Consider the following 21040-nt stretch of genomic DNA (forward strand, 5'->3'; position numbering starts at 1 on the left):
TAACCGTCTTCCTTGCCGCATGACGAATGGAAAAACGATATGGAGAGATGGCGGAGCGGTCAATCGCACCTGACTGTAAATCAGGCGCCTTCGGGCTACGTAGGTTCAAATCCTGCTCTCTCCACCAACCTTCGCCCGTCTATAATAAACATAAGTCGAAGGTTGCCGCGCCAAAGTTCCAAAGGAACGTAGGCGGACTGTATGATCGTCGGCTACGGCTTGGCAAGCCATTCACTTTATGGAGTCTCATTTGATCCTTCCCCGTATCTCCCGCATAACCAAGGCCATCGGTTACTCCATCGAAGGATTGAAAGCCACGTTCCAAACCGAACGCGCATTCCAGGAAGAAGTGTTGCTAAGCATTATATTAATGCCGCTGGCATTTTATCTGGCACCGAATTTTACCGAACTGGTTTTGTTATTATTGCCCCTGGCGATTTTGTTGATTGTCGAAATTATAAATTCCGCGATCGAGGCAACCGTCAATTTGGCCACCAATCAAATTCACCCGCTGGCGAAAAAAGCCAAGGATGCCGGCAGCGCGGCGGTATTATTAAGTCTTATTTGGTTGGCATTTACCTGGATTGCATTTCTATTAAAGTATGATGTGTTATGAACAAATTCCACAAACAACATTCGGCGCCGCGCAATTCCGGATCTTGGGTTTACGGCCAGCATGCCGTTACGATCGCCCTATCCAATCCGAAACGCCGCGTGCAACGATTGCTGATTACCGATGAAAGCATACTAAGCGAAAATTTACGGCGCGCGGTAAAGGACAAAAAAATCCGCCCGGAAATAACCGATAAAAAAGCCATCGACCATATTCTAGGACCGGGGGCAGTGCATCAAGGCATTGCCGCATTGATGGACCCATTGCCGGAAATTTTTATCGAGGATATTTTGGAAGTCGCGTCTAATTTAAATCAGTGCAACGTGGTGATTCTGGATCAAGTTACCGATCCGCATAATATCGGCGCGATCATGCGGTCTGCCGCGGCGTTCGGATCGCTCGCCGTGATTGTGCAGGATAAAAACAGCCCGGAAGTTACCGGCGTTTTGGCAAAATCCGCATCCGGCGCGGTGGATTTGGTGCCGCTGGTGCGCGTTGTCAATGTTGCACGCGCGATGGAACAATTGAAAGAAGCCAATTTCTGGTGCCTTGGCATGGACCCATCGGCGGAAAAAACCTTGGCCCAATGCGATTTGAAAAACGGCAAGGTCGCGCTGGTTTTAGGCGCGGAAGGCGATGGGATGCGGCGCCTGGTGGCTGAAACTTGCGATATGCTGGTCAAATTGCCCATGCGCAATGCCATTGGCAGTTTAAACGTGTCCAATGCCGGCGCAATCGCCCTTTATGAATTGGTACGGGACCAAGAAATTTCTTAAAATCACTGGCTAGACACCGCTTTCAATTCATTGTAAATTGCGCGACTTAATAAGTTAGCCCATATAACACAGCGCCAGCCCGTCCGGCATTTAAGGACATAAAAAGGAAGCGCCAAGTATTTGGGTTTAAGGCAAGGTTAGCCCACATAGCACAGCGGTAGTGCAACCGATTTGTAATCGGTAGGTCGGGAGTTCAATCCTCTCTGTGGGCACCATCCTTCGCCAAGGCTTCGGATGGCGAGCGCCGACGATCCCAACATTATACGAGTCTCGTCCTGCGAAGCCCGAAGGGCATAGTGGGATCCTCTCTGTGGACACCATCCCCCTCCTCTTCAACCCTACATAATTGCGGCCAGACATCGGGCATCTGCCTGTATGTGCTTATTTCTGCTAGAGAAATTTTTTTATTTTGATTTTGCCATAGCATTTGAATATTATTATTCTCAATAAGACAGGGGGTAATAATTAAATTACAATGACCTCTTTTGATACGAGAGATGCCGAGCGGCTTCGCGCCGCCGAACCGTTAACTGCCGAAGATTTTGAAGGTGCTGTTTATTACAGACACAGCGACGTTTTATTTTCCAGGCCTGCCACATATCGGGAACCTATTACTTTCGAAGTCCCGGGGCCGAATTTTCAAACAGTACAAAATACCGTTTTTTGCGAATTCGGCGATATGATTGTCCTTACCCTGGCAAATGGCATTTTAAAGCCATCACAAACTATTCCGCGAAATGTACATGATAATATGTATCATTCTGCGGATGAATTTTCGAACGGGTGTCAAAGAATTTTCGAGCTTATTCGCATCCGAAGATTCATGACCGATCGATTAATCCGCAGGCCACGGCAAGTGGGAAATGAATTTTTGCTTAATCACGGAGATTTAGCCGCGATGGGATTGCGCCAGGATGGGGAGCACGAATTTATGCCTGTTGCCGCCGTTAAAAACCCGCGAACCGGAAGACCAGTGATTCCGGATTATTACATGGCTTGTGATGGCCAAGGCCGCCTTCTGGCACAACGCGTCATTGATCCTCGCGAACATCGGGAACGGTAAAAAAATTATTCCTGCAATCTTAAATTGCTTAATTGCTGGCCGATGGTTTGAAAAGCCTGGCTTAAAGAGGCGTTATCCGGCGAATTGAAATAATGCGTGCTATATGGCGAAGTGGCGCAATTGCGGAATAAAGTCTCGGTTGCCGAATCGTTTTCCTGAAACAGAATCGTGTAAATAATAATATGGTTGTTTTTGATGGTTTGGCACATTGCCGCCATGCGGCTGTTGATGGTTGACGTCGCCTGGCTGCGGCTGGTGGTGCCGATCCGGCCTTCGCCCAATCGTCCATAAGATGTGTAATCGGAATCTTGTGGGCCTGTTGGCGGATTGTCATACATTTCGTTTACGCCGTCTGTCAAAAGCACAATGACTTTGTCCATATTCTCGCTTTGATAGGCCTTCGGCAAATAGGCAGGCGTCGTTCCGCCCCACAAGCCTTGCCAGCGCGGCGACAGCACGCGCCATCCCCACGCCAAAGCCTCGTGGTTGAATGTACCGCCGCGGTGCCATGGCTGCATAATCGATATGGCGGACAATACAGTAGCCTTGGATGCAACCAGTGGCGTAATTGGCGTGGCGCAACCTAAATTCGGGCCATAGCCGTTATTCTGCGAATCGTTCCGGTCATCCACATTCAGCAAGTTCGCGCGGATTGTTCCTGTCGCCGGCGTCGATGGATTGCCGCTGACCGCAAAAGTGAATTTGGTTGGGTTAACCACCGTGACCGTTTTCCATCCATTATAGGCGCTTTGATTCGCGCCGGTAATTTCGACAATCATGCCAGTCGACAAACCGTGGTTAGTGGTCGATGTAACGCGTGCGGTGGTGCTGCTGCGGGTAATGGAAAGCGTTAGCGCCGTCCGCGGCCAGTCATTGTCGCAATTTGTGTCGGTACCGCGCGCGCATTGGCCGCTATTGGCGCTGGTGAAATCGCAAGCGGCTGGCGGCGTGGGGGAACGGGTACAGCCAGCCGGGGTTGTAAAGGTCGATCTCCACAAGAATGGCGTGAATGGCTGAGAACTTGGAGGCTCGTCATTTGACGCATACGGTTCGGCACGCGCTTCGACGCATCCTTTCCAAGCTGTCGGCGAAAAATTGGCCGGCACATATCCGGTCAACCAGCCAGTGCGGTCGCCGCCAATATTAACCGTGGCCACATATGGCACAACGGCAACCCAAAAATTGTCGATCGTATCGCGGTTGCCATATAATGTATTCACCATGGCGGTGGCGGCATCGCGCATCGCGCCAATTTTATTGTTGGAACGCATCGATCCGGTATTGTCCATTACCAATGCCAATTCCATACCGCGAACCGACCGGTGCACGACTGCTTTGGCCGAAACAGTCATGCTTTCTTTGCCCAGAACACGGGCAAAAGTTGTGGGAATCGTCGCTTCGGCCTTAACGGTAACCGTTTCGTTGTTATTGCCAATTTGAATCTGCGGCCCGACAACCGTAGCGCCCATATAGTGCGCCGGAAAATTAGCGTTGAAATATTTATTGATATCGGCGGTATATTCTGCGGTGGTAATGGTTTTACCCCCGGCGAGCGCCGCCGCGTCAACCGCTTCGCTAAGGCGGCTTTTAACCAGATAGGCGCGCGCGCCATCGACCGACAGGCTGGTAAATCCCAGCATTGGGATCAAAGCCGCCGCCGACCACGCGATAATGCTGCCGCGTTTATCTTTCCAATATTGCAGAAATTTCATTCCTAAGCACCTTATGCAACCGACCTTGGAATCATAAACTTTTCAAGGTCTTCTTAGCCATAGGTTAACAAGCCGTTAAACATATTTTTGCATGGGGGTGCAACATTCCTGGCATTTGGTCATATATATAAAGCCAGTCAGGCTGAAGGTTTCAATAATACCTTCCTATCTTCTTAAAATATAACAGAATATATACCAAATCCTTAACGCTCCAAGATTGAATAAAATTGTATGTATATTGTTTTAACACACCTCACGCCTGTTCATCGGTTTTTAACCACTATGTGGCATTCTGTGTTTGTAATTAAAAAAACATGGAATTCTAAGGATGAAAAAATTCGTGCTGTTTTGCAAAGATGAATCCGGCGCTACGGCGATTGAGTACGGCCTGCTGGCAGGTTTAGTTGCCTTAGGTGGTATCTTTGGATTGCAGGGAGCCGGCGAATCGTTGTCTGATTTCATGATGGACACATCAGCAGAACTGGATAACGCATTGTAATTGAAACTTTTGATTTAACTTGTAGGGAGCAACACTATGAACTTAGTACGTTTTTTAAAAGATGAATCCGGTGCAACCGCGATTGAATATGGTTTGATCGCAGCCTTGGTTTCGGTAGCCGCTATCGCTGGCTTCCAAGCTGTTGGCGGTTCGTTAGAAACCTTGTTCAACGGTATTTCGGGTCAATTAGACAACGCGCTTTAATTTTCTCGATACCGAATCTTCCAATTCGCGGGGGTCGCACGGCATTCAGCTGGCGGCCCCCGCAGTCCGTATGTGGTCCTAGTTTTGTCCTATTAAGATACTAAGGGAAATATATTGTCGATGGAGTGGATATATAAAATAACAATCTATTTGTTTGCAGCAGTTTCTATATTTGCTGCCATATCCGATTGGCGTCAATTTAAAATTCCGAATCTGATTCCGTTGGCTTTGTTGGTATTGTGGCCAATCCATGTATTTGCGCGTCCCGATATCGCGGGCTGGGATTATTCCTTGGCCGCCGGAATCATTACGCTAGGCATTGGTTATTTTGCCTTTAGCCGCAATTGGCTGGGCGGCGGCGATGCCAAGTTTTTGGCCACATCCATATTATGGGTTCCCCCAGGCCAAGTTTTGAACTTTATTCTAGTCGTTTCGATTGCAGGAGGATTCCTGTGTGCTTATTTGCTGGTCATTCGCCGCATGCAAATAAATAAGGCAATTTCTGTGGCATCTTCGTCACAAACGACGTTAGAACCGCAGAAATCCGCGCTTTTAAAACAGGCCGCTCCCTATGGGGTAGCGATCGCTTGTGGCTGTCTGGTGACGGCCTGTCAACTTCTTGTTAACTCCAACACAGTAGGGTGAAGCCATGGACATTCGTAGACTGATATTCTTAGGCGTAGCAATCTTTTTGGCAGGAGCCATCGCCATGACCGTGCGTTCGGCCACCAAACCGGCCGCCCCAGTGCAACCCGTACAGCAAGCCCAAAACTTGCCGTCGATTTTGGTCGCCAAGTCCGCCCTGCCCGCCGGCACATTCGTACAAGCCGATCAGTTGGATTGGCAAGTATGGCCGTCGGATAAAATTTCCGCCGCTTATATGAAAAAAGGCGATCATAATCCCGAAGAATTCGCCGGCGCCGTCGTTCGCGCCGGTATCGCCGCAGGCGAACCGATTACAGACGGACGTCTGATCAAAACCAATGACCGCGGATTTATGGCGGCCGTGTTATCCCCAGGCATGCGCGCCGTATCGGTGCAGATCAATGAAACCACCGGCATCAGCGGTTTCATTTTTCCAGGGGATAAAGTGGATGTGATTTTGACCCAAAGCATTCAGGAAACCGCGGAGGGCGGCGCGAAGAAAAACCGCCGCGCCAGCGAAACTATCCTGCGGGATATACGTGTTTTGGCGGTTGACCAGCGCGTGGACGATCAAAAACCCGAAGCCAAAGTTGCAAAAACGGCAACCTTGGAAGTCACTGCTAAGCAAGCGGAAAAGCTTGCATTGGTGGCTGATTTAGGTAAGTTATCTCTTTCCCTTCGCAGTCTCGCTGCGGATCAGTCTGAACAAGCTGCCGAAACCTCCGAACCAAGTTTCACTTGGGATACAGAAGCTAGCTATTTGTTAAGCCCGTCGCAAAAACCAAGCGTTACCAGCGTGGTTCGTGGCGGCAGTGTTGAAGATGTTGTGTTAATCAAGGGTGGATCATGAGTCGCCTGTGTGTGAGTAGAATATTCCTTTGCCTGTTTTTATTCCTGTTGATTCCAACCGGTAGTCCGCAAGCGCAAATTGTCGCTGCGGATAATCAGTATCTAACTATAGATTTGGATGGCGGCGCTTTGATCCGCCTGAAAAAACAGGCATCCGCCGTGTTTGTGTCAAATCCGGAAATTGCCGACGTGCAAGTAAAATCCCCTACCCTGGTTTACGTATTCGGCAAAGCGGCTGGCGAAACGACTTTATTCGCCGTCGACAATAACGAACAAATTTTATTCAGCCGCAAAATCGCGGTAAATTACAGCCTGACCCGTTTAAAAGAATCGATCAAAACCATTGCGCCAAATTCCCGTGTTGATGTTAGCGCGATGGATGGTGGGATTGTGTTAAAGGGCCAAGTGAATACCGCGGTCGAAGCGGAAAATATCCGCCAATTGGCCGGCAAATTCGTCGGCAGCGACGATGCCGTAATCAACAGCATGGAAGTCGTCGGCGCCAACCAGGTCAATTTGCGCGTGCGTATCGCTGAAGTATCCAAAGATGTATTGAAAAATATTGGATTTAATTGGGACTATTTACTGAACCCAAAAGCTAGCGGCGAGTTTTTATTCGGCCTGGCTACCGGCAGCCGTGTGCCATATAACGGTTCCGGCTTTAATACGCGTTATGTTGACCCAGACACTTTTCTTACTAACAATTCTTTGATGGGACGATATGATGGAAGCAATTATGACATTAGCGGTGTTGTTGATTTGCTAGAGGGTGAAGGCTTAATCAACATATTGGCGGAGCCAAACTTAACATCCTTATCTGGTGAAACAGCATCTTTCTTGGTGGGCGGCGAATTTCCCATCCCAATACGGTTGCAAGACAACGCCGTTGACATTGAATTTAAACCTTATGGTATCGGCCTTGCATTTACCCCAACCGTCGTCGGCGGCAACCGCATTTCCATGCGCATCCGCCCAGAAGTCAGTCAACTTTCAAATCAAGGCGCTGTCCGTTTGAGCGATATTACTTTACCCGCGATCACTACACGCCGAGCTGAAACCACCGTAGAAGTTGGATCTGGCCAAAGCTTTGCTATTGCCGGTTTATTGCAAAACAATACCCAAGAAGACATTAACAAATACCCTGGGTTAGGAGACTTACCTATTTTAGGTATGCTATTCAAATCTGAACGTTTTCGTCGACGTGAAACGGAATTAGTAATTATTGCCACTCCATATCTGGTTCAACCAAGCAATAACAAGCTACTAATTCCGCAAACTGGCTTGCGGTCACCGACAGAACCAGAACGCGTTTTGCTAGGAAAAAGAGCGGTTGCCGTAGAAGACCCGGACACATCTCCAACACCCAATATTCCCACAGCAGGATTTATAACGGAGTAAATGATGCAGAATAAATTTTTCAAATCCTGCCAATCTTTGATCATCCTGTCCTGTATATTGGGATTGACCGGCTGTTTTGGCGCAAGATTGTCGCCATTCGAAGGCCCGGCCAGAAATTTTTCGTTAAAGCAAGAGCCGTTATTTTATACCGTGCAATTCCAGGCCAATGGCAAAGGCGAATTATCGGCTGACGAACAAAAAGCCATCCAATCTTTTGTGCGCGATTTCGAATCGAACAAAGGCGAACAACTGAGTGTCAGTTTTCAAGCTGGCCTGGACAGCGATGCGGCCAATGCCGCCGCCACGCAAAGCCAGTCTGTGATAAAATATTTACGGTCGCTGGGTTTCAATCCAGGCATTACCGGCACCCCGCCGCATATAGGCGAAAATCAAGTGGCAATCATTCGCATGACCCCGAAATTGGTCTTGCCGGAATGTCCGGATCTAAGCAATCCGGACGGCGACTCATTCAGCAATACAGTGATGAGCAATTTTAACTGTGCAAACGCCTATAATTTAGGCGCGATGGTCGCCAATCCAATGGATTTGGTATCGCCATCGGCTATGACTCCTGCGGATGGCCAAGGATCTGTACTAGGAATTCAAAGATATCGTGCCGATAAAGTACGAGAGCTAATTAAGGAGACCCCAACCACTTTAAACGAATAATAATAAGTTTCGAACAGGCAGGAAATGACCGAGCAAACACCCGAATTCGTCGCATTTGCCTATGATGCAAGCGACCAGAAAGTGATCAGCCAGGTAGTTGAGAAAAACTGGCCGAGCGCTGCTGTGCATTCGGGCGGCGTTGCCGAAGCGGTCGCGTTGTTGAATAAAGGTCAAACGCCCCACGCCTTGCTGGTGGATTTCAGCAAAAGCCCAGACCCCGAACAAGATGCAAAAAAATTGCGGGAATTGGCGCCCAGCACAACTTTGATCGGCGTTGGCGCAACCAACGACGTGGTATTGTTTCGCAAATTGCTGGCCGCCGGCGTTGCCGATTATTTGATCAAGCCGCTGCACGTTGAAAGTTTGCAGCAGTCCATTATTTCCGCGGCGCATTTTTCCGCCGGCGAGGAAAAGAAAAGCGGCGTTGCCGATCTGATCGTCATTATTGGCGCGCGCGGTGGCGTTGGCGCCAGCACCCTGGCGGTCAATGCCGCATGGGTTCTGTCCGAGGAATACCGTTATTCCGTGGCGCTGGCCGATTTGGACATTCATTATGGAAGCTCGGCTTTGGCGCTTGATATCGAGCCAAGTCCAGGATTGCGCGAAGCGTTGAAAAACCCGTCGCGGATTGACAGTTTATTCGTGACCAGCGCCCTGGTTAAGGCCAGCGAACGTTTATACGTCATGGGCAGCGAAGAACCGATTGACGATGAAATTGTTCCGGATCCAGCCGCGATTTCGTTGTTGCTGAATGAAATGCGGGGACGATTCCAGTATGTGATTGTCGATTTGCCCCGCAATTTATTGCCCATATTCGATGCGGTCATTCCAGAAGCGACAAAAGTTTTTGTGGTTTCCGACGTATCGTTGTCCGGCATTCGCGATACCGTCCGGTTACTGTCGAAGATTAAGCAAATCAACAAAAAAAGCGATATTCGTCTGGTCGCCAACCGTCTGATCGACACCCCAACGGGCATCACGGTCAAGGATTTCGAACGCGGCACCGACAGCAAAATCGATTTCACCATTCCGGATGATATCAAAATCGCCGTTGCCAGCAATGCCGGTAAAACCGTCAGCGCCATGAGCTGCGGCGCGATGTCTTCCCCCAGCAAGGCATTGCTGGTAATTCGTGAAATATGCCAAACCATCGCCGGAAAAGCGGCGGCGGCCAAGAAAAAACAAAACATGACCTCGATAATGGGGCTACTGGGAAAAAAACAATAGGTACGATATGAGCAGGATGAATGAGCGATCAAACCGAAAAAACTGTTGACCCGCTGGCGCGATTAAAGCCGCGGTTAAGCGGCAATCGCGCTACGGATAAACCGCCTCTGCCACCGGAAAAACCCGTTTCTTCCGCGCCTTCTTCTGCGCCTGCAACACCGGCAGTTCCAACATCTGCATCCCCTGCCCCAGCGCCAAATCTGCCGGCAAAAGGCGCGGAATTCGATCCTAATGTCCCATCTTATCTTCCCGCCAATAAAATCGAGGATTTGCGTCACAGCCTTTTGCCAAGGGTGGTGGAAAAAATCGATACGACCTTTGCATCGAAAATTCACCCAAAAGAACTGGCACGCGGCATTGGCGCCGTGGTTATGGAATTGCTGAATCAGCAGGGCGAACAATTGACCATTGGCGAGCAACGCCAATTGGTGGCATCGTTATTGGGCGACGTTTTGGAACGCGCCCATGGATTGCGTTTAAAACGCATGGGCGAAGTCGAAGCCGTGCAACAACAACAGCAAGTTCCGATCGAAGAAGTCGTCAGTAAAGCCAGCGTCGCCCGCGATCAGGTGGACGATGCCAAACGCAAAATCCAGCCATTATTGATTCAACGGATCGACGTTGCCGCCGCCGCGAAGCTGGACCGCGCCGAGCTAGCCAAACAATTGAATTCTGTCGTCGGCGAAATTTTAGGCGAACTGAAACTGCATTTAAACCTGGCGGAACAGCGCGATCTGGTAACCATGCTGCTCAACGATATGTTGGGGCTTGGCCCGCTGGAACCGCTTCTGGCCGACGATTCCATTTCCGATATCATGGTCAACGGCCCGAACCAGACTTATGTGGAACGCAAGGGCAAGTTGGAATTGACCGATGTTAAATTCAACGACAATCATCATTTGATGAATATCGCCACCCGAATTGTTACCCGCATTGGCCGCCGGATCGACGAATCCAGTCCGCTTTGCGATGCGCGTTTGGAAGACGGCAGCCGCGTCAATATCATTATTCCGCCGCTGGCCATCGATGGCGTTTCGATTTCCATTCGTAAATTTTCAAAGAAAAAGATCGACATCGATCAAATGGTGAAAAACGGTTCCATTTCCTCGCAAATGGCGACGGTTTTGAAAATCGCTTCCCGCGCACGGTTAAATATCGTTATTTCCGGCGGTACGGGTTCCGGTAAAACAACCACCCTCAATGCTTTGTCCCGCATGATCGATTTGGGCGAGCGCGTTGTAACCATCGAAGACGCCGCCGAATTGCAATTGCAACAGCCGCATGTGGTGCGCCTGGAAACGCGCCCGCCAAATTTGGAAGGCGAAGGCGAAATCACCATGCGCGACCTTGTTAAAAACTCCCTGCGTATGCGTCCTGACCGCATTATCATGGGCGAGGTGCGCGGTTCCGAAGCGTTCGATATGTTGCAGGCGATGAATACCGGTCACGATGGATCTTTATGCACACTGCACGCCAACCGCCCACGGGAAACCTTGATGCGTTTGGAAAACATGGTCGGCATGGCAGTTGCCAACTTGCCGTCGCGCGCATTGCGCATGCTAATCGCCAGCGCGGTCGATATGATCGTACAGGTAAGCCGCATGCGCGACGGTGTCCGCCGCATTACCCACATTACCGAAGTCGTCGGTATGGAAGGCGAAGTCATCACCACCCAAGATTTATTCACCTATGAATTCAGCGGCGAAGGCGAAGATGGAAAATTGATCGGCCAATTTAAACCTGCTGGCGTGCGTCCGCATTTCACGCCGAAAGCCGAATATTATGGCCTGGATAAAGCGTTATTGGAGGCGATGTCATGAGCTTCTTCGCCTCTCCCCTAGGCATGTTATTTATTTTCAGCCTGGTTCTGGGCGGCATGTATTTTGGTTATGGCAAGTTAGACCCGACTTTTGGATCGGGAAAACAAGTTAAAAAACGCCTGGAACGGGTTTCCGGTAAAAATCCGGCCACAGGATCCAAAGGCCGCAAGCAACCGTCTTTGATTGATATCACCGGCGTGCATAACAAAGGATTTTTGCATAACCTTGCGATGAATATTTTGCCGCGGCCGGAAAAATTGCGCAATCGCCTGGCGCGCACCGGCAAGGATATTCCAATTGAAAAATTCTTGATTGCCAACGCTGTCGTAGCCTTGGTTACACTGGTTATAGTCAAATTCATCTTTGGCAAAAGCACATTCATAGCCTTGTGCGTTGGAATCATCCTCGGTCTTGCCTTGCCGCACAAATATATCGGCCGTTTAATTGATAAACGCAATCGCGCATTCTTGGGCCAATTTCCAGATGCAATCGATCTGGTCGTGCGCGGCGTGCGGTCCGGCTTACCTATTACCGAATCGATGAAGGCGATTGCCAAGGAAATGCCATCGCCGATCAAAGACGAATTTTCAATTGTCAATGACGCGATGAAATTGGGCCAACCCGTTGAAAAAGCATTATGGGAATGCAGCACCAGGCTGGATTTGCCGGAAGTAAAATTTTTCGTTATCGCCCTGTCCATTCAGCGCGAAACTGGCGGCAATTTGGCGGAAACGTTGGAAAACCTGTCCGGTATTTTGCGCAAACGGCGATATATGCAAATGAAAATTCGCGCCATGTCGTCCGAAGCGCGCGCCAGCGCGATGATTATCGGCTCGTTGCCGTTCGTTATGTTTGGTATTTTGATGGTACTCAATCAAAAATATGTGATGGCCTTACTGACCGATCCGCGTGGCAATATGATGGTGGCGGTTGGGTTGACACTGATTTTCACAGGCTGCTTTATTATGAACAAAATGGCGAAGTTTAAAATATGAGCGATATTTTTGCCAATCTTGGTTCCGATTTACTGGCGGCGCTTGCCGCTGCGGGAGCTTTTATTACCGCGATTTGGGTCGGCAATAGTTTTATTCAACGCGATACCATGAGCAGCCGCGTCAAGGCATTGGAAGAACGCCGCAAGGCGTTACAAGCTGGCCTGCGCACCACCAAACGGCGCAAAGACCACAAAGCCGCGCAAAGCAGTATGGGCGCGATGCGCCAGGTGGTGCAAAGATTGCAATTGCTGCGCAGCCAGGAGGCCGAAAAAATATCGATTAAAATGATGCGCGCCGGTTGGCGCAGCCGGGATGCCGTGGTTATTTTCTTCTTCGCCAAATTATGTTTGCCAATTTTGTCCGGCATTGGCGCGATTCTTATATTTTATGTATTCGGCAAGCCGGATATGACCACCACCAAAAAAGCCATGTACGCGATTGGCATGGTCTTGGCCGGCAGTTATGCACCGGAATTGATTTTGAAAAATTTTGGCGACAAGCGTAAAGCAAAATTGCGCGATGGTTTGCCGGATTCGCTCGATCTTCTGGTGATCTGCGCCGAAGCGGGTCTTAGCATGGACGCATCGTTAACCCGCGTGGCGCGCGAACTTGGCCCCGCCTATCCGGAACTATCCGAAGAATTGGGCCTTACCGCAATTGAATTGAATTTCTTGCCGGAACGCGCAACCGCCCTCGACAATCTTGCATTGCGCGTCGATCTAAGCGGCGTGAAGGCTTTGGTCGGCACATTGCAGCAAACGGAAAAATACGGCACGCCATTGGCCCAAGCATTGCGGGTATTATCCGGCGAATTCCGCAATGAACGATTGATGAAAGCCGAAGAAAAAGCGGCGCGCCTGCCAGCCATCATGACCTTGCCGATGGTTATTTTTATTTTGCCGCCATTGTTTATCGTACTGTTAGGCCCGGCGATTATCCGCACCCTGGATGCAATTAAAAACATGCACTAACGCATGCCGCGAACCAGCGCCTTGATTTTATCTCCGGAATCTTCCATGGCCGCAACGCGAGTGTAAAATGAAGTGATTTTATCCACTTCCTCAGCGCTCATATCCAGCCGCAAAATCTTTTCCGCCACCGGTTTCTGTCCTGTCAGGATATACAAGAAAGCCAAGTTTTGGCGATATACCGGGTTGGCATTGGCGCTGTTGGCGACTTTTTGCATAATCTTTACGCCTTCTTTGGCGCGGCCGTTCAAAGCCAAGGATAACCCTAAATTAGCCCAAAGGTTTTGATCTTTATTGTCCAGCACAAGACCGGAATAATAAGCTTGGCGAGCATCATCCGCCTCGCCCATCATGTCATAGGCCACGCCCAGACTGTTGAATAATTTTGGTTCCGGCTTTTGATTCAAAGCATCCACCAACAAAGTTTCCGCTTCCTTGGCTTTAAAAGAATTTAGGTAAAGGCCAGCCAAGCCGCGTTTCGCCGTCGAATCATTTGGGCGCAATTTAATAACCTGTTCATAGGCATCGATCGCAAACGGAATATTGCCCATTTCCGCAAGTGTTCTGGCATAGCCTAAACGCGCTGGAATTAGCTCAGGATCGGCGCTAATGGCCTTTTGATACATACTGGCCGCCATCAGCAAATCGTGGCTGGAATATGCCTTTTCCGCCAGTTTTAGAAAGGTCGACTTATCTACCGCCTCCGCTTCCTTGTCGCCCTCGCTGGTTTGGGCACAGGCCATAAGCAATAAAATAAGGCATAAAGACAGGGTTTTGCGCATGGAAACCACCTTTTAGGGATGAAGAAAAGGCTAAAACTAGGAACAATTGAAAGTATTAATAAAGTATTTATACACTAATTTTATAATAATAGAATGATAAAAAAATGGGCGTTTTTAAAGACCTGCGAAAAAGGTGCAGTCGCGATTGAATTCGCGCTGATAGCCCCATTGATGATTTTATTCGTCATCGGCGTTATTGAAATTGCAACCGCCATGGCGGTCAGCACCATGCTGGAAGGCGGCTTGCGCGAAGCGTCAAGATTTGGCGTTACCGGAAGCACCACTGGAGGGCGTCAAGCGTCTATCAACCAAATTCTGGCCAATCATTCTTATGGCTTGATTAATCCAGCCAATATAAGCCTTAGCACCAAAGTGTATGGCAGCTTCGCCAGCATCGGCGATGAAGAATACACGGACAGCAACAATAACGGCACCCACGACAATGGCGAGCCATACACCGATCGCAATGGCAATGGCCAATGGGATGCGGATGGCGGCAGCGCAGGATTGGGAAGTTCCAGCCAAATCGTCGTATATCGCGTCAATTATGACTGGCCATATTTAACCGGAATATTTAGACCTATTGTCGGCAATTCTCTGCACTTAAGCAGCGCGATTGCCGTACGCAACGAACCTTATTGATATAACCATGTTTAAATTTCTATCCTGGCGCAAATCCATTATCCTAAATAAAGGGGCGATGATGATCGAAGCAGCCATGATCATGCCTTTTCTTTTGGTGATTGTGGTTGGCGGCGTTGAAACGGCTCGCTATGTGACGATTAACCAAAAAATGGAACGCGCCTCGGTGACTTTGTCGGATCTTGTATCGCGCGCAACCGCTATCAGCACTTCGGAACTGAACGATATCTTTTTTGCGACAACTACGATTATGTCTCCCTATCCTATGGGAAGCAACGGGATTGTTTACATTAGTTCCGTTACCAAACCGGTTGGCGCGGTCGCGCGGGTTACCTGGCAACGCAGCGGATCCGGCGGTTTCGGCGGCGCGTCTCGTATTGGAGTTCAGGGCGGCAATGCCACATTGCCATCCGGATTCACCTTAGCCGACAATGAAAGCGTGATTGTTGCGGAGATTCTTTACCGCTATCATCCGATGTTCGTCGATAGCAGCTTTACCGAAGATACTTTATACCAGCGCGCTTTATTCCGCCCCCGCCTAAGCACAGGCGTTACTTTAAACTAATGTAGCGGGAAATCGTAAAGACAAAGGCCCATGGAATTAAAATTCGGGTCGGCGCATAACCAGTGCCTGTTCAGATGCAGCAAAGAATAAACAAACATAAACAGTACAACGACCGTTAGCACCGCAAAAGCCCAGAACACTATTTTTCGATTTGGGTCTTGTTTTTCCTGCATCACAAAACCTTACATGACGCTTGGGGATTCGACAATGGCGCTGGAATTCGGCTCTAACACGCCATCGATAACCAAAATGATGCCATTGGCCGCTGGAATTTCACTGGCAGTGATTTTGGCCTTATTGATGAAAATATCGCCACCTTCTCGGCTGCCAATGTCCACCGTTCCGCCTTGAACCGTATTTTGAGTGATTTGTTTGCCGGCATAATCCGACAAAGCCAATTTTCCCGGAACCAAATGATGGCCGACCACATTGCGTAACTCTGCCTTGTTTTTCGGCTTCAGCCATTCCAACAATTTGTCTTGCGGCAATTTGGCAAAAGCGGAATCGGTCGGCGCCAGGATGGTAAATGGACCGCCGGTTTTCAATTCATCCGCAAGACCCGATGCTTGCAATAAATTGGACATAGTTTTCAGATCATTGCGACCCGAAATAACGGTGATCAAATCGCCATTGGCACCGGCGGAAGCCGTTGATTTTGCCGTCTTTGGTTTTTCTTTGGCTGCTTCAACCGCTTGTTGAGGGGCGGACGGAACATTTTTATCGGCTTTATCGGCGTCCTTAGCAACTTCTTCCGGTTTTTTGACCGTTTCAGCTTTTGTCGCCGTCGCAGATTTGGTTGATTTTTCCGCTTTATGTGCAGTTGTTTTAACAGCGGGCGCTTTTTCAGCGATTGGCTTAGTATCCGCAGCCAGGGCCGATGTGGCCACAAACAGGCTAAGCACTAAAACGATATGGAAAATCCTGCGCATAACAACCTCCGTCTAATGGAATGATAATTCTAGCCATTCCCACCCCCGCGCGCAATAGTGTATAACACAAATCATGCACATCCACTGGTTCCGCAAAGACCTGCGCTTATCGGACAATCCCGCGCTTTTGGACGCCTGCAAAGGCGGACAAGCCATTGCCATTTTCGTTTTAGATGAATCCGGTCATCACCGGCGGCTTGGCGGCGCCAGCCGCTGGTGGCTGCATTTCAGCTTATCGAAGCTTGCCGAGGATTTGCGGAAAATCAATGTGTCGTTTATTTTAAAGCGCGGCAATGCGGCGGAAATTATTCCCAGTATCGCGGCGCGCACCAAAGCCGCCGCGGTTACCGCCAATAGACGATATGAAAAATCGCACCGCAAGGAAGAAACCATCATTGCGCAGCTTTTGAATAAAAACGGACAGGAATTAAAGCTGTTAAATGGAAATTTACTGCACGACCCGCTGACCCACCGCAACAATCAAGGCAAACCATACCAAGTATATACGCCATTCTGGCGGTCGCTGGCGGCACAAGGCGATCCCGCAAAACCGGCAATGGCGCCGAAAAAATTATCTGCCCCGCCGGATATTGATTTATCGTCCGATGAGTTGAAAGATTGGAAATTGCTGCCCACCAAACCGGATTGGGCCAAAATCATCGCCAAAACCTGGAATCCCGGGGAAGAAAGCGCCATCGATTCGCTGGACCATTTTTTAAAAAATAATTTGAATGGGTATAAAGAAAACCGTAACTATCCTGGTAAAACCGGCACATCCCGATTGTCGCCGCATTTGCACTGGGGTGAAATCAGCCCACGGCAAATCTGGCACCGAACCATGGCGCATTGTCATGCCAACGGCCAGAATCATTTTTCCGGCGATGCCGAAGTTTTTTTAAAAGAAGTTTGCTGGCGCGAATTTTCCTACCACTTGCTAACGCATTGGCCGGATATGCCGACCAAACCGCTGCGCGCGCAATTTGAAAAATTTCCATGGAAAGATAACGGTAAATTATTGCGCGACTGGCAATTGGGGCAAACTGGATATCCGATTGTGGACGCTGGCATGCGCGAATTATGGCAGACCGGCTGGATGCATAATCGCGTGCGCATGATTGCCGCATCGTTTCTGATCAAGCATTTATTGATCAATTGGGAACATGGGGAAACGTGGTTTTGGGACACGTTGGTCGATGCCGATGCGGCCAATAATGCCGCCAGCTGGCAATGGGTTGCCGGTTGCGGCGCGGATGCGGCGCCCTATTTCCGGATTTTCAATCCTGTTTTACAGGGCGAAAAATTCGACGCGGACGGAAATTATGTCCGCCAATATGTGCCGGAATTATCGAAATTGCCTAACGAATATATCCATAAACCCTGGGCTGCACCGCCGCTGTTATTGGCGGAATCCGGCGTCGTTTTAGGCAAAACCTATCCGCATCCCATGGTCGATCACGACAAAGCGCGCAAAGCCGCGCTGGCTGCCCTTGCGGAATTGAAAGAATAATTAGAAATTATCGCGCGCGTCGTCGATGCCGGCCGGTTCCTGGTGAATCGATACTTGCGCTTGCGGAAACGCAGCTATAATCGCGTTTTCAATGCGGTCGGTGATATTATGCGCTTCGATCAGATTTAAGTGGCTGTCCAATTCCAAATGAAATTGGATAAAATAATTTGGTCCCGCAATACGCGTGCGTAAATCATGCCAGCCGCGAATATCGGGATCGGATTCGATAATTTTCTCGATCTTTTCCCGCACCTCATCCGGCAATTCCCGGTCCAATAACACATCAAATGCTTCTTGCAAGATGTTGCGGCTGCACCAAACGAGGTATAAGGCCACAAAACCCGCCACAACGGCATCCAATTGATCATACCCGGTTGCCCAGATCACGCTCATGGTGATTAGAACCGAAAAATTGATTACCGTGTCGGTCTCATAATGAATCCGGTCTGCGGCAACCGCAACCGATCCGGTTTTCTGCACGACGTAACTTTGGAATTTGACCAACGAAAATGTAAGCATCATGGATGCAAGCATCGACAATATTACCAGCATTTCCCCCGCCACAGGATGAGGATTCAAAAACCGATGCACCGATTCACCCACCAGCAACACGCAAGAAACCGCAATGAATAAAGCCTGTGCCAGCGCCGCCAGGGCTTCGGCCTTGCCGTGGCCAAACCGGTGTTCCTTATCCGCCGGTATTAAAGCGGCGCGGATTGCAAAAAAAGTCACCGCCGACATGCCCACATCCAAAACCGAATCGATCAAGGTCGACAGCATGCTTAATGATCCGGTTGCGCGCCATACAATCAATTTTAAAAGCACCAGGCAGACTGCGGTGGCAATCGCGTACAAAGACGCCAGCCGCATCAATTTCGCTTGTTGGGATTTAGAGATAATATTCGTTTCCATATTACGGGTACAAGATGCGGCTTTTCCAGCCATTGTCGGTGCGAATGAATAATTCGCGGTCGTGCAATCTGTGTTCTTGGCCCTGCCAAAATTCGATTTGATTTACCACCAGTTTATATCCGCCCCAATGCGGCGGACGCACAATAGGTTTTCCGGCAAAATCGCGGCGGTATTCTTCCAGCCGGTCGCGCAGCAATTGCGGCGATTCCAAATTTTGCGATTGCTGGCTGGCCCACGCCCCCAATTGGCTTTCGGAATGGCGGGATGCAAAATAATCATCCGATTCCGATGCGGACAATTTTACGATTTCACCTTCGGCGCGCACCTGGCGGTTGGTGGATTTCCAGTAGAAATTGATGGCGGCTTTTGCATTGGCGGATAAATCCGCCGCCTTGCGGGATAAATAATTCGTATAAAAACTGAATCCTTCGGCATCATACTGACGCATCAATACAATCCGCACCGATGGCTGGCCTGCGGCGTTAACCGTTGCCAGGGACATTGCCATAGGGTCGGAAGGCTCTTGCTTTTCGGCCTGATCATACCAGATTTTAAACAGGGCAAACGGGTTGGATTGGTTAAAAAGATTGCTCATATGGCTTTGACAATACAGGGTAATTGGGAAAACTGACTTTACCGGTTCTGGGGGTTACTTTCTATACCTTTTTTTGCCATATTGTTTCTGGATAATCTGTCTATAATTCAGTCCACCAAGTTTAGGAGAGCTTCATGCGTCATTTACGTCACTTCACCATTTTAGTCGTTGCCATGGCCTTATTATCGGCCTGCACCACCAACCAAGGCAACAAGCAAACGCTGGGTACAATTTTAGGCGCAACCGGCGGCGCGGTATTGGGATCCAATGTCGGCAAGGGCAAAGGCAATATTGCCGGTATCGCGATCGGTACATTGCTCGGCGCTTATGCCGGCAACGAAATTGGCGCATCGTTGGATCGGGCGGATATGATGTACGCCAACCAATCGGCGCAAACCGCATTTGAAACCTATCCATCCGGCCAAAGCGCAACATGGCGCAATCCGGACAGCGGCAATTCCGGCACTGTAACGCCAACATCGACCTATCAGGCATCGAGTGGCCAATATTGCCGCGAATATCAGCAAACCGTTTATGTTCAAGGCCAAAGCCAGCAAGCGTTCGGCACCGCGTGCCGCCAGCCGGATGGCACCTGGAAAATAACGAACTAAAAAAAGAAATAAGACAAATAAAGGGGGCAGATCTTGCCCCCTTTTCTATTCCAGGATAAAATTATCCTATGCGCGATCCATATACCATTCTGGGCGTTCCCAAAAATGCCAGCGACGACGATATCAAAAAAGCCTATCGCAAACTGGCAAAAAAATATCATCCGGATTTAAATCCGAATAACAAAGAAGTCGAAAAGAAATTCAAGGAACTGACGCTGGCCAACGATATTATCGGCGATCCGGCCAAGCGCAAAAAATTCGATAATGGCGAGATCGACGCGCAAGGCAATGATCGCGGTCCATTTCATCGCGGTGGCGGATTTGGCGGCGGATTTCGGCGCGGTGCGGGCGCCGGTGCTGGCGCCAGCGGTGGATTCGATCCATTCCGCGACTTTGATCCCGAAGATATTTTTTCCGATCTTTTCAATATGGGCAAACGCAAAGCTGGCGCTGGCAGCACAAGTAGCGGACGCGGCGGTTTTGAAGAAGAATTAAATCGCGCGCGCAACCGATCTTCTGCTGGGGCTGCGGGAGCGGATGTGCAGTATACATTGCGCATTACGTTTTTAGAGGCCGCAACCGGAACCAAACGCCGCATCAATCTAAGCGAAGACAATAAAACCATCGATGTCACCATTCCTGCCGGAACTCAAGACGGCCAGACATTACGCCTAAAGGGGCAAGGAAAACCCGGCACTGGCAACGGCGCGGCCGGCGACGCGTATATCAATGTTCAAGTCGATCCCGACCCAATTTTCGAAGCCAAAGGCATTAATATTTTTATGGATCTGCCGGTCACGGTGTACGAAGCCGCGCTTGGTGCAACCATTAATGTGCCAACGATTGACGGCAAAGTATCGTTGCAAATTCCCAAAGGATCGAATACCGATACCAGCCTGCGTTTGAAAAATAAAGGCATCGTCGACCCCAAAACCAAAATCCGCGGCGACCAATATGTGCGATTGAAAGTGGTTCTGCCCGATAAGATCGATAAAGATTTAAAAGAAATGATCGAAGACTGGGCCCAGGATAATCCTTATACCGTGCGCAAAGCCTAAC

At 49.5% G+C, this 21040-nt stretch carries 23 protein-coding genes and 2 tRNA genes; 20 read left to right on the forward strand and 5 right to left on the reverse strand.

What is annotated here, in order from left to right; genetic code table 11:
• Positions 1-41 precede the first annotated feature (41 nt).
• The 5 genes from EYC62_06610 (at position 42) to EYC62_06630 (ending at position 2452) form a co-directional block, all read left to right on the forward strand.
• A tRNA-Tyr gene (locus tag EYC62_06610) sits at positions 42-127 on the forward strand.
• A gap of 111 nt (positions 128-238) precedes the next feature.
• Positions 239-616, forward strand: a complete 378-nt coding sequence (locus EYC62_06615; GenBank protein TAH33557.1) for a diacylglycerol kinase — start codon at positions 239-241, stop codon at positions 614-616.
• Positions 613-1389, forward strand: a complete 777-nt coding sequence (gene rlmB, locus EYC62_06620) for a 23S rRNA (guanosine(2251)-2'-O)-methyltransferase RlmB (GenBank protein ID TAH33558.1) — start codon at positions 613-615, stop codon at positions 1387-1389. Before EYC62_06615 ends, rlmB begins: the two co-directional genes overlap by 4 nt.
• A gap of 140 nt (positions 1390-1529) precedes the next feature.
• A tRNA-Thr gene (locus EYC62_06625) sits at positions 1530-1604 on the forward strand.
• A 260-nt stretch (positions 1605-1864) separates the two neighbouring features.
• Entirely contained in the window at positions 1865-2452 is a 588-nt protein-coding gene (locus EYC62_06630; protein ID TAH33559.1) for a hypothetical protein, read from the forward strand.
• A 5-nt stretch (positions 2453-2457) separates the two neighbouring features.
• Here the strand turns inward: EYC62_06630 and EYC62_06635 are convergent, their stop codons facing one another.
• On the reverse strand, positions 2458-4164 hold the full coding sequence (locus EYC62_06635) for a hypothetical protein (protein ID TAH33560.1): 1707 nt from the start codon (positions 4162-4164) through the stop codon (positions 2458-2460).
• Between the two features lie 328 nt (positions 4165-4492).
• Here EYC62_06635 and EYC62_06640 point away from each other — a divergent pair, with 328 nt between their 5' ends.
• The 10 genes from EYC62_06640 to EYC62_06685 all read left to right on the forward strand — a co-directional run bounded on the left by EYC62_06640 (position 4493) and on the right by EYC62_06685 (position 13441).
• Positions 4493-4663: a Flp family type IVb pilin gene (locus EYC62_06640; protein TAH33561.1), complete on the forward strand. Its 171-nt coding sequence runs from the start codon at positions 4493-4495 to the stop codon at positions 4661-4663.
• Positions 4664-4699: 36 nt separating this feature from the next.
• Entirely contained in the window at positions 4700-4867 is a 168-nt protein-coding gene (locus EYC62_06645; GenBank protein TAH33562.1) for a Flp family type IVb pilin, read from the forward strand.
• A 120-nt stretch (positions 4868-4987) separates the two neighbouring features.
• Entirely contained in the window at positions 4988-5512 is a 525-nt protein-coding gene (locus EYC62_06650; GenBank protein TAH33563.1) for a hypothetical protein, read from the forward strand.
• Between the two features lie 4 nt (positions 5513-5516).
• Entirely contained in the window at positions 5517-6362 is an 846-nt protein-coding gene (cpaB, locus tag EYC62_06655) for a Flp pilus assembly protein CpaB (protein TAH33564.1), read from the forward strand.
• A complete protein-coding gene (locus EYC62_06660) occupies positions 6359-7759 on the forward strand; it encodes a type II and III secretion system protein family protein (protein TAH33565.1) in 1401 nt (466 codons plus the stop codon). The genes cpaB and EYC62_06660 overlap by 4 nt, the downstream gene beginning before the upstream one ends.
• Positions 7760-8428, forward strand: coding sequence for a hypothetical protein (locus EYC62_06665; GenBank protein ID TAH33566.1), 669 nt, complete (start codon positions 7760-7762; stop codon positions 8426-8428).
• Between the two features lie 24 nt (positions 8429-8452).
• Complete coding sequence (locus tag EYC62_06670) at positions 8453-9655, forward strand: hypothetical protein (protein ID TAH33567.1); 1203 nt, start codon at positions 8453-8455, stop codon at positions 9653-9655.
• A 20-nt stretch (positions 9656-9675) separates the two neighbouring features.
• The gene (locus EYC62_06675; protein TAH33568.1) at positions 9676-11475 is read left to right on the forward strand and encodes a CpaF family protein; all 1800 of its coding nucleotides are present in this window, start codon (positions 9676-9678) and stop codon (positions 11473-11475) included.
• On the forward strand, positions 11472-12470 hold the full coding sequence (locus tag EYC62_06680; GenBank protein TAH33569.1) for a type II secretion system F family protein: 999 nt from the start codon (positions 11472-11474) through the stop codon (positions 12468-12470). The genes EYC62_06675 and EYC62_06680 overlap by 4 nt, the downstream gene beginning before the upstream one ends.
• On the forward strand, positions 12467-13441 hold the full coding sequence (locus EYC62_06685) for a type II secretion system F family protein (protein ID TAH33570.1): 975 nt from the start codon (positions 12467-12469) through the stop codon (positions 13439-13441). Before EYC62_06680 ends, EYC62_06685 begins: the two co-directional genes overlap by 4 nt.
• Here the strand turns inward: EYC62_06685 and EYC62_06690 are convergent.
• Positions 13438-14220 (reverse strand): tetratricopeptide repeat protein, encoded by a 783-nt coding sequence (locus tag EYC62_06690; protein TAH33571.1) that lies wholly within the window; start codon positions 14218-14220, stop codon positions 13438-13440. The genes EYC62_06685 and EYC62_06690 overlap by 4 nt on opposite strands.
• A 93-nt stretch (positions 14221-14313) precedes the next feature.
• Between EYC62_06690 and EYC62_06695 the strand changes: the two genes are divergently transcribed.
• Positions 14314-14862 (forward strand): pilus assembly protein, encoded by a 549-nt coding sequence (locus EYC62_06695; GenBank protein ID TAH33572.1) that lies wholly within the window; start codon positions 14314-14316, stop codon positions 14860-14862.
• A 7-nt stretch (positions 14863-14869) separates the two neighbouring features.
• Complete coding sequence (locus EYC62_06700; protein TAH33573.1) at positions 14870-15427, forward strand: pilus assembly protein; 558 nt, start codon at positions 14870-14872, stop codon at positions 15425-15427.
• 182 nt (positions 15428-15609) lie between these two features.
• Here EYC62_06700 and EYC62_06705 read toward each other — a convergent pair whose 3' ends face one another.
• On the reverse strand, positions 15610-16356 hold the full coding sequence (locus tag EYC62_06705) for a hypothetical protein (protein TAH33574.1): 747 nt from the start codon (positions 16354-16356) through the stop codon (positions 15610-15612).
• Positions 16357-16429: 73 nt separating this feature from the next.
• Here EYC62_06705 and EYC62_06710 point away from each other — a divergent pair, with 73 nt between their 5' ends.
• Positions 16430-17863: a deoxyribodipyrimidine photo-lyase gene (locus tag EYC62_06710; GenBank protein TAH33575.1), complete on the forward strand. Its 1434-nt coding sequence runs from the start codon at positions 16430-16432 to the stop codon at positions 17861-17863.
• Here the strand turns inward: EYC62_06710 and EYC62_06715 are convergent, their stop codons facing one another.
• Both EYC62_06715 and pdxH read right to left on the reverse strand, forming a co-directional pair.
• Complete coding sequence (locus EYC62_06715; protein ID TAH33584.1) at positions 17864-18733, reverse strand: cation diffusion facilitator family transporter; 870 nt, start codon at positions 18731-18733, stop codon at positions 17864-17866.
• Between the two features lie 43 nt (positions 18734-18776).
• Positions 18777-19370: a pyridoxamine 5'-phosphate oxidase gene (gene pdxH / locus EYC62_06720; GenBank protein ID TAH33576.1), complete on the reverse strand. Its 594-nt coding sequence runs from the start codon at positions 19368-19370 to the stop codon at positions 18777-18779.
• A 134-nt stretch (positions 19371-19504) separates the two neighbouring features.
• On the opposite strand from pdxH, the gene EYC62_06725 reads away from it, so the two are divergent.
• Complete coding sequence (locus EYC62_06725; GenBank protein TAH33577.1) at positions 19505-19981, forward strand: glycine zipper 2TM domain-containing protein; 477 nt, start codon at positions 19505-19507, stop codon at positions 19979-19981.
• A 68-nt stretch (positions 19982-20049) separates the two neighbouring features.
• Positions 20050-21039: a hypothetical protein gene (locus tag EYC62_06730; protein TAH33578.1), complete on the forward strand. Its 990-nt coding sequence runs from the start codon at positions 20050-20052 to the stop codon at positions 21037-21039.
• Position 21040 lies beyond the last annotated feature (1 nt).

The sequence above is a fragment of the Alphaproteobacteria bacterium genome (genome assembly GCA_004295055.1).
In the GTDB taxonomy this organism is placed as follows: Bacteria; Pseudomonadota; Alphaproteobacteria; order SHNJ01; family SHNJ01; genus SHNJ01.

Coding starts and splice junctions, on each gene's coding strand:
- EYC62_06630 (TAH33559.1), top strand. CDS start 1,865: ATGACCTCTTTTGATACGAGAGATGCCGAGCGGCTTCGCGCCGCCGAA.
- EYC62_06675 (TAH33568.1), top strand. CDS start 9,676: ATGAGCGATCAAACCGAAAAAACTGTTGACCCGCTGGCGCGATTAAAG.
- EYC62_06690 (TAH33571.1), bottom strand. CDS start 14,220: ATGCGCAAAACCCTGTCTTTATGCCTTATTTTATTGCTTATGGCCTGT.
- EYC62_06695 (TAH33572.1), top strand. CDS start 14,314: ATGATAAAAAAATGGGCGTTTTTAAAGACCTGCGAAAAAGGTGCAGTC.
- EYC62_06715 (TAH33584.1), bottom strand. CDS start 18,733: ATGCGGCTGGCGTCTTTGTACGCGATTGCCACCGCAGTCTGCCTGGTG.
- EYC62_06730 (TAH33578.1), top strand. CDS start 20,050: ATGCGCGATCCATATACCATTCTGGGCGTTCCCAAAAATGCCAGCGAC.
- EYC62_06685 (TAH33570.1), top strand. CDS start 12,467: ATGAGCGATATTTTTGCCAATCTTGGTTCCGATTTACTGGCGGCGCTT.
- pdxH (TAH33576.1), bottom strand. CDS start 19,370: ATGAGCAATCTTTTTAACCAATCCAACCCGTTTGCCCTGTTTAAAATC.
- EYC62_06650 (TAH33563.1), top strand. CDS start 4,988: ATGGAGTGGATATATAAAATAACAATCTATTTGTTTGCAGCAGTTTCT.
- EYC62_06640 (TAH33561.1), top strand. CDS start 4,493: ATGAAAAAATTCGTGCTGTTTTGCAAAGATGAATCCGGCGCTACGGCG.
- cpaB (TAH33564.1), top strand. CDS start 5,517: ATGGACATTCGTAGACTGATATTCTTAGGCGTAGCAATCTTTTTGGCA.
- EYC62_06680 (TAH33569.1), top strand. CDS start 11,472: ATGAGCTTCTTCGCCTCTCCCCTAGGCATGTTATTTATTTTCAGCCTG.
- EYC62_06660 (TAH33565.1), top strand. CDS start 6,359: ATGAGTCGCCTGTGTGTGAGTAGAATATTCCTTTGCCTGTTTTTATTC.
- EYC62_06670 (TAH33567.1), top strand. CDS start 8,453: ATGACCGAGCAAACACCCGAATTCGTCGCATTTGCCTATGATGCAAGC.
- rlmB (TAH33558.1), top strand. CDS start 613: ATGAACAAATTCCACAAACAACATTCGGCGCCGCGCAATTCCGGATCT.
- EYC62_06665 (TAH33566.1), top strand. CDS start 7,760: ATGATGCAGAATAAATTTTTCAAATCCTGCCAATCTTTGATCATCCTG.
- EYC62_06645 (TAH33562.1), top strand. CDS start 4,700: ATGAACTTAGTACGTTTTTTAAAAGATGAATCCGGTGCAACCGCGATT.
- EYC62_06615 (TAH33557.1), top strand. CDS start 239: ATGGAGTCTCATTTGATCCTTCCCCGTATCTCCCGCATAACCAAGGCC.
- EYC62_06705 (TAH33574.1), bottom strand. CDS start 16,356: ATGCGCAGGATTTTCCATATCGTTTTAGTGCTTAGCCTGTTTGTGGCC.
- EYC62_06710 (TAH33575.1), top strand. CDS start 16,430: ATGCACATCCACTGGTTCCGCAAAGACCTGCGCTTATCGGACAATCCC.
- EYC62_06725 (TAH33577.1), top strand. CDS start 19,505: ATGCGTCATTTACGTCACTTCACCATTTTAGTCGTTGCCATGGCCTTA.
- EYC62_06635 (TAH33560.1), bottom strand. CDS start 4,164: ATGAAATTTCTGCAATATTGGAAAGATAAACGCGGCAGCATTATCGCG.
- EYC62_06700 (TAH33573.1), top strand. CDS start 14,870: ATGTTTAAATTTCTATCCTGGCGCAAATCCATTATCCTAAATAAAGGG.